Source organism: Microbacterium oxydans (assembly GCF_000956525.1).
Lineage (GTDB): Bacteria > Actinomycetota > Actinomycetes > Actinomycetales > Microbacteriaceae > Microbacterium > Microbacterium oxydans_A.
In genome coordinates this window covers 962,325-973,511 of record NZ_JYIW01000026.1, presented here as the reverse complement: position 1 = coordinate 973,511, position 11,187 = coordinate 962,325, and the positions used below count along the sequence as shown (strand labels likewise).

7 protein-coding genes are annotated in these 11,187 nt (G+C 66.9%); 6 read left to right on the top strand and 1 reads right to left on the bottom strand.

Annotated elements, in window-relative coordinates; translation table 11 throughout:
• Positions 1-31 precede the first annotated feature (31 nt).
• Entirely contained in the window at positions 32-2,302 is a 2,271-nt protein-coding gene (locus RS83_RS18410) for a hypothetical protein (RefSeq protein ID WP_052679165.1), read from the bottom strand.
• A 109-nt stretch (positions 2,303-2,411) separates the two neighbouring features.
• Between RS83_RS18410 and rfbA the strand changes: the two genes are divergently transcribed.
• From rfbA to glf, 6 genes are all read left to right on the top strand, one after another.
• The gene (gene rfbA / locus RS83_RS17290; RefSeq protein ID WP_045280668.1) at positions 2,412-3,284 is read left to right on the top strand and encodes a glucose-1-phosphate thymidylyltransferase RfbA; all 873 of its coding nucleotides are present in this window, start codon (positions 2,412-2,414) and stop codon (positions 3,282-3,284) included.
• Positions 3,281-4,279: a dTDP-glucose 4,6-dehydratase gene (gene rfbB / locus RS83_RS17285; protein WP_045280667.1), complete on the top strand. Its 999-nt coding sequence runs from the start codon at positions 3,281-3,283 to the stop codon at positions 4,277-4,279. Before rfbA ends, rfbB begins: the two co-directional genes overlap by 4 nt.
• A gap of 6 nt (positions 4,280-4,285) precedes the next feature.
• Positions 4,286-5,701 (top strand): sugar nucleotide-binding protein, encoded by a 1,416-nt coding sequence (locus tag RS83_RS17280; RefSeq protein ID WP_045280666.1) that lies wholly within the window; start codon positions 4,286-4,288, stop codon positions 5,699-5,701.
• The gene (locus RS83_RS17275) at positions 5,698-7,824 is read left to right on the top strand and encodes an acyltransferase family protein (RefSeq protein WP_052679164.1); all 2,127 of its coding nucleotides are present in this window, start codon (positions 5,698-5,700) and stop codon (positions 7,822-7,824) included. The genes RS83_RS17280 and RS83_RS17275 overlap by 4 nt, the downstream gene beginning before the upstream one ends.
• A gap of 89 nt (positions 7,825-7,913) precedes the next feature.
• A complete protein-coding gene (locus tag RS83_RS17270) occupies positions 7,914-9,956 on the top strand; it encodes an acyltransferase family protein (protein ID WP_045280665.1) in 2,043 nt (680 codons plus the stop codon).
• A 90-nt stretch (positions 9,957-10,046) separates the two neighbouring features.
• The gene (gene glf / locus RS83_RS17265; RefSeq protein ID WP_045280664.1) at positions 10,047-11,183 is read left to right on the top strand and encodes a UDP-galactopyranose mutase; all 1,137 of its coding nucleotides are present in this window, start codon (positions 10,047-10,049) and stop codon (positions 11,181-11,183) included.
• Positions 11,184-11,187: the final 4 nt, after the last annotated feature.

Sequence of the window (11,187 nt, the reverse complement as noted above, 5' to 3'; positions counted from 1 at the left end):
GATGCGCGAACAGCCGCCGGGAGGACCGGGCTCAGGGGAGCGGCGCTCCGACGACGTAGTCCTTCGCGAACGCCGCGTCGAGAGCGAGGATCGGCGGAACCCTGCCGCCGCCGAGGCGGACCAGGGTCTCCATGCTCTGGACGTGGTGGAGAGCACCGCCCGTGTAACGGTAGACCTCCCCGCGGCCCTGGAACTGCACGAAGTCCTGGTTCTCCGTCAGGAGAGGCGCTCCGACGACGAAGCTGGCGAAGCGGTCACCGGGGAGCGACCTGATCGGCGGGGTCGTCCCGCCGCCGAGAGCCGTGAGGGTCGTGCCGCCGCGGACGTGGTGGAGGGAGCCCTGCGTGAATCGGTAGACCTCGGGCCGGCCCTGGAACTGCACGAACGCGCCTTCGGGAACGTACTCCGCACCGATGCCGAACCACGACGCGGTCTCGGGCGCCCAGGTCAGGACCTGCAATGGGCGGTTGCCGTTCAGCGCGTTGAGATCCGCCGGCGTCCTCACGTAGCGGAGCTTCCCGGCCGCGATCGTGTAGACCTCGCCCTTGCCTCGCGGCTGCACGAAGAAGGGAGCGCTGACGGTGCTGCTCGCGATCGGGAAGGCGCCGCATTCCGCCTCATTCACCACGAGCGGGGTGATCCCGCCGAGGTCGCTGCCGGTGATGCGGGACAGGGATCCGCCTGCGGCGAGGTAGCGCGTCTGGCCGCACTGGATGACGGGAGAGAGCGTACCCGGCACGCGCTGGTGAGCATCGAGCGTGCCGTTGGGTGTGGTCGTGAACGTCGTGGCGCCGAACTCGGAGGCCAGGCCGAATGAGGGGATGTAGGCCAATCGGTCCTGCGGCAACGTCAGATAGACGCGGTTCTCCGCCGCCGTCATGACCAGGGTGCGCGGCGCTGCGGCGATGCGGCCGTTGGGGATGGTGCTCGCGGCGCCCGGCGTCATGGAGGCGACGTACGTGGGTGCGCCTCCCGTCATCGCCTGCCAGGCCTCGATGGTCGCGATGTACCGCTTGGCTCCGCCCTCGAAGACGTAGACCTCCGGCGCGGATCCCGAGCGGAAGTAGTTTCCGACCTCCCCGCCCGTGGTGAAGGCATCGGCGACGCCGGCGTCGAGGTTCACATAGGAGGGGAATGCGTACCCGAACCGCGCGACCTGGGCTTGGTCGACGAAGCGGTGTTTGGTGCCGTCGGGTTCGAGCAGGTACAGCGTGCCCGTGCGGGGGTCGTGCACATAGCGGGAGATCGCCGGCCCCTCAGGCAGCCCGTTCAGATACGCCGCCGGGATGACGGAGACCCCGCCGAATCGAGCCGAGTACGGAGCGAGGTCCTCTGCCGAGGCGACGTGGTACTTCACGCCGGCCATGAGCATGTAGATCTTGTCGCCGCCCGGGGCCATGATCGTGCCGACCGTCGGCATCTTGGGGCCCTGCGTCGATCCGAACCATTCGGTGAAGTAGTTGTGGAAGTTGCGGTTGCCGTAGGCGGAGCATCCGTCACCCTCGCCATAGCCGGCGCGCAGGGCAGCAGCGTTGGGCTGGTACGGCGTGTAGTAGTAGAGCGCGGCAGTGGCTTCGTTCTCGACGTAGACCGGTCCGCGTCCGCATGCGGCGTTCGGGTTGTAGAGGATGTTCCAGGTCTTGCCTGGCGCGTAGTAGGTGAAGTAGCGGCCCTCGGTGTAGATCTTCATCTGTCGGCCGGCGCCGTAGATCTGGTAGAAGAACCCGGAGTACGCGGGGTCGCATGGCGCGGTGTCGGGGCAGCCCTGGCCCAATGCCATCGAGTAGCGCCAGTCGCTCGGCCAGGTGTGGGTGACGAGGCCCTGCTCCTTCTGGAGCATGACGATGAAGACCTGTGGGTTGATCCCGCAGGACTGCGCGACCTTGTAGATGATGGTCGCTGCCGACTCGTTGCCCGCGCCCTGGTAGCCGTTGCAGTACTTGTCGCCCGCGCGGTTCGGGGTGTTCTGGCGATAGTCCTTGAGGCAGACGTACCCGGCGCGGCACGACGACACCTTCGAGCGGAAGAACGAGTCGATCGATTGGGGAGTCATCGTCGAGCTGTCGTAGAAGACCCGGTCCGAGATGATGTTGCCGGCGCGGAAACCGTCCGTGATGAGCGATTTCACCGGAGCGGCGGCGGCTTTCGCAGGTACGTCTGCCGAGATGCCGGTGTTCACGGAGGGGGCTGAGGTCGTCGCGACCGCCCCCGCGGGGCTCGCCACGAGGAGCGAGGTGGCGAAGACGATGGCTGCGGCGCTGGCGAGCAGCGTGCGCAGGCGTGGGGTTGGGGAGCCGGTCACAATCCCCATTGTGGCGGAAAGCTACAGATGATGCCAGTGTGATTGAAGTGACGCAAGTCAACATGCCGTGCATCCGTTGCTCCCAGTCGGGATGTGGCACGATGTTGGGGTGAAAGGCATTATTCTCGCGGGAGGATCGGGCACTCGACTGCATCCGATCACTCTGGGCGTCTCCAAGCAGCTGATCCCCGTCTACGACAAGCCGATGGTGTACTACCCACTGTCGACCCTCATGCTCGCCGGCATCCGCGACATCCTCGTGATCACGACCCCGCACGACGCCGCGCATTTCGAGCGGCTCCTGGGCGACGGCTCGCAGTTCGGCATCAACCTCACATTCGCTCAGCAGCCGTCTCCTGACGGTCTGGCGCAGGCGTTCACGATCGGGGCCGACTTCATCGGCGACGACAGCGTGGCACTCGTGCTCGGCGACAACCTGCTGTACGGTCCCGGACTCGGCAACAAGTTGCAGCGATTCGGCGACATCGACGGCGGCGCGATCTTCGCCTACTGGGTCGCTGAGCCGGAGGCGTACGGCGTCGTCGAGTTCGACAGCGACGGCACGGCCGTGTCGCTGGAGGAGAAGCCGGCGCACCCGAAGAGCAACTATGCCGTTCCCGGCCTGTACTTCTTCGACAATGATGTCGTCGAGATCGCCAAGAACCTCGCGCCCTCCGCGCGTGGCGAGTACGAGATCACCGACGTGAATTGCGCCTACCTCGAGCGCGGCAAGCTCCAGGTCGAAGTGCTCCCGCGGGGCACCGCCTGGCTCGACACCGGGACATTCGACCAGATGACGGATGCCGCAGAGTACGTGCGCACCATGGAACGACGCACGTCGCTGAAGATCGGCGTGCCGGAGGAAGTCGCCTGGCGTCAGGGATTCCTGAGCGACGACCAGCTGCGCGAGCGGGCCGAGAAGCTCGTGAAGAGCGGCTACGGCGCGTACCTTCTGGACCTGCTGAAGAGAGGACACGCATGACCCGCCTGCTCGTGACGGGAGGTGCTGGATTCATCGGATCCAACTTCGTGCACTATGTCGTCGAGAACACCGACCACACGGTCACGGTCCTGGATGCGCTGACCTACGCCGGCAACCGCGAATCGCTCGCCGGGCTGCCGGAGAACCGGGTCGAATTCGTGCAGGGCGACATCACCGACGCCGAGCTCGTCGATCGGCTGACCGCGGAGTCGGACGCGGTGGTGCATTACGCCGCCGAGTCGCACAACGACAACTCGCTGCACAGCCCGCGGCCGTTCCTCGACACCAACATCATCGGCACCTACACGCTGCTCGAGGCTGCCCGGCGTCACGAACGCCGGTTCCACCACATCTCGACCGACGAGGTGTACGGAGACCTTGAGCTCGACGACCCTGAGCGGTTCACCGAGCAGACGCCATACAACCCGTCCTCGCCGTATTCGTCGACCAAGGCCGGCAGCGACCTGCTCGTCCGTGCCTGGGTGCGCTCGTTCGGTGTGCAGGCCACGATCTCGAACTGCTCGAACAACTACGGTCCGTACCAGCACGTCGAGAAGTTCATCCCGCGGCAGATCACGAACGTGATCCGCGGCATCCGACCCAAGCTCTACGGGGCAGGGGAGAACGTGCGCGACTGGATCCATGCGAACGACCACTCGTCGGCGGTGCTCACGATCCTCGAGCAGGGGCGCATCGGTGACACGTACCTCATCGGCGCGGACGGCGAGCGCAACAACAAGGACGTCGTCGAATTGATCCTCGAGGGCATGGGTCAGCCGCGGGATGCCTACGACCACGTCACCGACCGCGCGGGTCACGATCTGCGCTACGCGATCGATTCGACGAAGCTGCGCACCGAGCTCGGCTGGATGCCGAAGTTCGAGGACTTCGAGTCGGGTCTCGCCGCCACGATCGAGTGGTACCGCGAGAACGAAGCCTGGTGGGCGCCGTCTAAGGACTCGACAGAGGCCTTCTACGCATCGAAGGGGCAGTAGTCCACGGTGGGTGAGATCGAATTCGGCAAGCAGCTCACCGCGACCGAGACCGGCATCCCCGGTCTGGTGGTGTTCGACCTCCCGGTGCACGGGGACGCCCGCGGCTGGTTCAAGGAGAACTGGCAGCGCGAGAAGATGACGGTGCTGGGCCTGCCCGACTTCGGGCCGGTGCAGAACAACGTCTCCTTCAACGACGCGGTCGGCACCACGCGCGGCATCCACGCCGAGCCGTGGGACAAGTGGGTCTCGGTCGCGACGGGTCGCATCTTCGGGGCCTGGGTCGACCTCCGCGAGGGGCCGACCTTCGGCGCTGTCTTCACGGCCGAGCTCGATCCCTCGAGGGCGATCTTCGTGCCGCGGGGCGTCGGGAACTCCTATCAGACGCTCGAGGTGGACACGGCGTACACCTACCTCGTGAACGACCACTGGTCGGCTGACGCGTCGTACTCCTTCCTGAACCTGGCAGACGAGACCGCCGCGATCGCGTGGCCGATCCCGCTCTCGGAGGTCGAGATCTCCGAGAAGGATCTGCGTCACCCTCGGCTCGCCGACGTCACGCCGATCGGCGCGCGCAAGGTGCTCGTCGTCGGCTCCGGCGGTCAGCTCGGTCGCGCGCTGCGAGCCGAGCTCGGCGATGCCGCTCACGTCGAGTGGACGACTCGTGACGAGTTCGACCTCGGAGCCTCCGATCTCCACACAGCTCGACGGTGGCGCGACTACGACGTGATCATCAACGCGGGCGCGTACACGGCGGTCGATCTGGCGGAGACGCCGGACGGACGGCGCGACGCGTGGGCCGCGAATGCCGCCGGTCCCGCAGCCCTGGCTCGGATCGCGAGCGACTTCGGTCTCACGCTGGTCCATGTGTCGAGCGACTACGTCTTCGACGGTTCGGCCGAGCGCGCCTACCTCGAGGACGACGCGGTGTGCCCGCTCGGCGTGTACGGCCAGTCGAAGGCGGCGGGTGATCTCGCGGTCGGCAGTGTTCCTCGTCACTATTTGCTGCGCACCTCGTGGGTCATCGGCGATGGGAAGAACTTCGTCCGCACGATGGCGTCGCTCGCAGAGCGAGGCATCGATCCCAAGGTGGTCGACGACCAGCGTGGACGCCTGACGTTCGCGTCGGAGATCGCGCGAGCCATCGCGCATCTGCTCGAGACGCGTGCGCCGTACGGCACGTACAACGTGACGGGAGCCGGTGCCGCGCACACCTGGGCCGAGATCGCCGCTGAGATCTTCGCAGCCGTCGGATCGGACCGCGCCAGGGTCTCAGGCGTGAGCACCGCCGAGTACTTCGCGAACGCGGACGGCCCGGTCGCACCGCGGCCGTCGAACAGCGTGCTCGATCTGGCGAAGCTCGAAGCCACCGGTTTCGTACCGCGCGACGCGGACGAGCAGCTCAGGGAGTATCTGCAGACGTGAGCGCGCCCGCTCCGGCGGTCCCGCTCTCCCGGGTGTCGGTGCGAACCGGACGGTTCCGCACCGATATCCAGGCCCTTCGTGCCATCGCCATCATGCTCGTGGTGGCCAACCACCTCTGGCCGGACCGGTTGACCGGCGGCTACGTGGGCGTCGACGTCTTCTTCGTCATCTCCGGCTTCCTGATCACGGGACATCTGCTCGGCGAGATCGAGCGCACCGGACGTATCCGCCTTGCGACGTTCTACGCGCGAAGGGTGAGGCGTCTGCTGCCGGCCGCATTGCTGGTCCTGGCAGTGACGCTGCTCGGCGTCTGGCTGCTCCTGCCGTACCCGAGGTGGACGGACAACGCGATCCAGGCCGTCTCGAGCGCGCTCTACGTCGAGAACTGGACGCTCGCCGGGCTGTCGGTGGACTACTCCGCGCACAATGCAGCGGCGAGCGCCGTGCAGCACTACTGGTCGCTCTCCGTGGAGGAGCAGTTCTATCTCGTGTGGCCGCTGCTCCTCCTCGGCGCCGCAGCCGCGGCGCTTCGATGGGGGAGCGCCGGCGCCCGGCGACGCGTGCTGCTGTGGGTCGTGATGGCCGTCGCGGTCGTCTCCTTCTTCATCGCCGTCGCGTACACGGCGGCTGCTCCTTCGCAGGCGTACTTCGTCACGTTCACCCGAGCCTGGCAGTTCGCGGTAGGGGCGGCGATCGCGTTGATCCCAGCCGTGCGCTGGGGACGGTTGCACACACTCGCCGCGTCTGCGCTCGCCGTACTGGGGTACGCGGGCATTGCGATCGCTGCCATCACCTTCGGCGCGAGCACCCCGTACCCGGGCGTCGCCGCACTCCTGCCGGTGCTCGGCACCGCCACTGTGATCGCCGCCGGAACAGGGCGCAGGGCCCCGCTGTGGGGTGTCTCGCTCATCACCGATCTGCGACCGGTGCAATGGCTCGGCGACGTGTCCTATTCGCTGTACCTCTGGCATTGGCCCCTCATCGTGCTGACGCCGTTCCTGATCGCGGCGCCGCTCTCGCTCCCGTCGCGGATCGCGGTCCTCGTCACCGCACTCCTGCTCGCCTGGGGCACCCGTCGATGGATCGAGGTCCCCGCGCTCAAGGCTGCGCGCTGGCGCAGTGCCCCTCGGACGTTCCTCGGCGGTGGAGCGATGATGGCCGTCGTGGTCTTGATCGCGGTGTCGTTGCTCGGTGGTGCCATGGTGCGCGGGAGCGCGGCTCAGAACGCAGATCCGTCTCCGGGGGCCTGCGTCGGCGGTGCTGCCTTGGCCGATCCGTCGTGCGACCCGTCCATGGCGGTCGCGGACCCGGTGATCACGCCGGATGATGCGTACTTCACTCTGGCCCCGGAGTGCGGCGACCTGACTGAAGCCCTCGCGATCGACGGCAGGCAGACGACGCGGGACTGCGACTTCTCCGACGGCGCTGCTGGGCCTCGGGTATGGCTCGTCGGCGACTCCCACGCCGAGCAGTGGCAGGCGGCGATCTTCCCACTGGCGCGGGAAGAGGGATGGCACCTCACCATCAGTTCATTCCCTGGCTGCCCGCCAGCGGATGTCGCCTTCATCGGATTCGACGCGCCGTGGGGACCGGTGGACTACGAGCGGTGCCGGGACTGGGCCGAGGCGCTGTCCGATGCGCTCCTGGCGGAGAAGCCCGATCTGGTGATCACATCGATGGCTGCACGGCAGCAGCTCGTGGACGACGGGAGCGGGCGCCCGCATGACGAGCAGTTCGTCGAAGGCCTGCGACGGACCTGGGACCGCTGGGTCGATGCCGGGATAACGGTGATGCCCATCGCCGATACGCCCCTGAACGCCGATGTGCGCGACCCGGATTGTCTGCTGCTCAACTCCCAGTCGCCTGAGGCGTGCGCCGTGGCACGGTACGAGGCGCTGCCGCCGGACGCGGTCGCCCTTGCCTCGCAGCAGCAGCGCGGCATCGTGCCCGTCGACATGAACTCCTTCCTCTGCGACGATGCCGTCTGCTTCGCGGCTGTCGGCGGTGAACCCGTCTACTCCGACGCCGACCATCTCAGCAGCGCCTACACCTCGACGCTCAGCGAGCATCTCGGGGTGCCGGTGGATGCAGCATTGAGCGAGTCAACCGCCGGGGCCGGATGATCACCCCGCGTCCTGTGCATTAGGCTGGTTCGAACTTCCGCCGACCCGAATCCGGTGGAGATCGACGACGCCCGACCGAGGTTTTCAGAGTGCCCACCCCCAGGCCCACGACGGAACAACTGCGCAGCGCCAGCGGCCATCGTGCCGATATCGACGGCCTGCGCACCCTCGCGATCGTGCTCGTCGTGGTGTACCACGTCTGGCTGGGACGCGTGTCGGGCGGTGTCGACGTCTTCCTCATGATCTCGGCCTTCCTGCTCACGGGTTCGCTGGCACGTCGTGCCGTCGTCGGCACGCCGTTGGCGCTGCCGCAGTTCTGGAACCGACGTTTTCGCAGACTGCTCCCAGCGGCGGCGGTGACCTTGCTGGCCGTGCTGGGAGCTGCTGCGGTGTTCTTCCCGCCGACGCAGTGGGCTCGGATCTGGAACGAGACCCTGGCAAGCCTGTTCTACGTGCAGAACTGGCAGCTGGCATTCTCCGAAGTCGACTACTACGTGCGCGACAGTGCATCGACGAGCCCGTTGCAGCACTTCTGGTCGCTGTCGATCCAGGGACAGGTCTTCCTGCTCTGGCCGCTGCTCATCGGCCTCGTCGCACTCGTGCTCCGTCATCGCCGGCAGCTCATCCGCCCCGCATTGATCGGCGTGTTCCTCGTCGTCTTCGTCTGGTCGCTGTGGTTCTCGATCGTCGAGACCAGGTCCGATCAGGCGTTCGCCTACTTCGACACGCGCACGCGACTGTGGGAGTTCGCGGCCGGCTCCCTTCTCGCGCTCGTGCTGCGCTCGATCCGTGTGGGCGCCATGATGCGTGCGGTGCTCGGGTGGGGTGGCCTCGCGGGTATCGTCCTGTGCGGCATCGTGCTCGACGTCGGGGGAGGATTCCCCGGATATCTCGCGCTCTGGCCGATGCTCTGCACCGCCGCGGTGATCGTCTCCGGCGCGGAGCCCACGCGGTACGGGCCTACGGCACTGCTCGGCTCGAAGCCGATGACCTACTTCTCCGCCGATGCGTACGCGCTGTATCTGGTGCACTGGCCGATCCTCGTGACCTGGATGGTCGTGTTCGATGTCGACCGCGTGGGCCCGCGCGCAGGCCTGGTGATCATCGTCCTCTCCTTCGTCGTGGCTCGTCTGCTCTCGCGCTGCGTCGAGAACCCGTTGCGGGAGCCGTCGCGGAGCGGTCGTGCCGGCGTCGTCCAGAGCCTGGCGGTGATCGCGGCCTCCGTCGTCGTGGTTGCGGGAGTGACGGGCGCATGGCGCGCCGTCGAGCAGGTCAGGGCGGTGGAGATCGCCGATGCCGTGGTCGACGCGGACTATCCGGGTGCTGCGCAGGTGGATGCGGCGATCGACATCGCGGGCGACGCAGGGGTGCCGCTGATCCCGGTGCCGACCGCGCTGGATGACGAGTGGGCCGGCGTCGGCCCCGCCTGCGAAGGCAGGTTCGCGCCGACCGACGATGTTCTCGACGGCACCTGCGCGCAGAGCGCTGAAGCGGAGACCAGCGAGCGCCTCGTCGTTGTGATCGGCGACTCGCACGCCCAGCAGCTGGCCGTGCCGCTGATCGCGCTGTCCGAGGATCGCGACCTCTCCGTGATCACCCTGCTGCAGGGTGGATGCACAGCCGGGTTCTTCGAGGAGTCTCGCAGCGCGACGCTCGCCTCGTGCGAGTCGTGGGTGCGGGCTGCGTTCGACTATGCCAAGCACATCGCTCCTGACGCGGTGTATCTCGTGGTCACGCGTGCGGATGCCACTGCCCCTGAACGGCTCCTCGACGGCATCGAGGACGCCGTCGAGGAGATGCGTGCCGCCGACATCCCGGTGATCGGGGTCAGAGACAATCCGCGCTTCTCGTTCAACATGTATCTGTGCGCGATCGACGAGAGCACCGAATGTGCCGTGCCGAGGGAGGACGTGCTGGCGGACGAGAACCCCGCGCTCGCGCTCCCGGACGGCATCACGCTCGTGGACTTCACCCCGTGGCTGTGCCCGTGGGACGTCTGCGAGGCCGCGATCGGCAACGTCGCGGTGTACATCGACGACAACCATCTGTCTCGCTCGTATGCCCTCACCCTCGCGCCCTTCCTCGAACGGATCCTGACGGAATCCGGCACGGCGGCTCTGCCCTCAGCTTGATCGCAACCGACGCCAGCTAAAATGTGAGAGCGCGTGCCTGTCGCGGACGCGCGCAAGCTCATGTCGGTCAGCATCAGGAAAGTTGCATCAATGGATCTCCTCGTCGTCGGGTCGGGTTTCTTCGGCCTCACCATCGCTGAACGCGCTGCGGAAGCAGGACGCAAGGTCACGGTCATCGACCGCCGTCACCACATCGGTGGCAACGCCTACAGCGAGAACGAGCCGGAGACGGGCATCGAGGTGCACCGCTACGGCGCCCACCTGTTCCACACGTCGAACCCGACGGTCTGGGAGTACGTGAACCGCTTCACGAGCTTCACGAACTACGTGCACCGCGTCTACACGAACCACAAGGGCGTCGTGTTCCCGCTGCCGATCAACCTCGGCACCATCAACCAGTTCTTCACCGCGGCGTACTCGCCCGATGAGGCACGGGCGCTCGTCCACGAGCTCGCCGGAGAGTTCGATTCGAAGCAGGCGCAGAACCTCGAGGAGCGCGGCATCGGTCTCATCGGCCGTCCGCTCTACGAGGCCTTCATCCGCGACTACACCGCGAAGCAGTGGCAGACCGACCCGAAGCAGCTCCCGGCCGAGATCATCAGCCGCCTGCCGGTCCGCTACACCTACGACAACCGCTACTTCAACGACACGTGGGAAGGCCTTCCCACGGACGGCTACACGGCGTGGATCGAGCGCATGGCCGACCACCCGAACATCGAGGTCAAGCTCGAGGTCGACTTCTTCGACGAGTCCCAGCCGCTCAACAAGAAGGCCACTGTCGGACAGGTCCCGATCGTCTACACCGGTCCGGTCGACCGGTACTTCGATTATGCGGAGGGCGAGCTCTCCTGGCGCACGCTCGACTTCGAGGAAGAGGTCCTCGCGACCGGAGACTTCCAGGGCACGCCCGTGATGAACTATGCGGACTCCAGCGTCCCGTACACGCGCATCCACGAGTTCCGTCACTTCCACCCGGAGCGCGCCGACCGCTATCCCCAGGACAAGACGGTCATCATGCGCGAGTTCTCGCGCTTCGCCACGCGTGACGACGAGCCGTACTACCCGGTGAACACGCAGAGCGACCGCGACGGGCTCCTCGCGTACCGCGAACTGACCAAGGGCGAGCAGGACGTGCACTTCGGTGGACGCCTCGGCACCTACCAGTACCTCGACATGCACATGGCTATCGGATCCGCGCTGTCGATGTGGAACAACACCCTCGCCTGAGAGG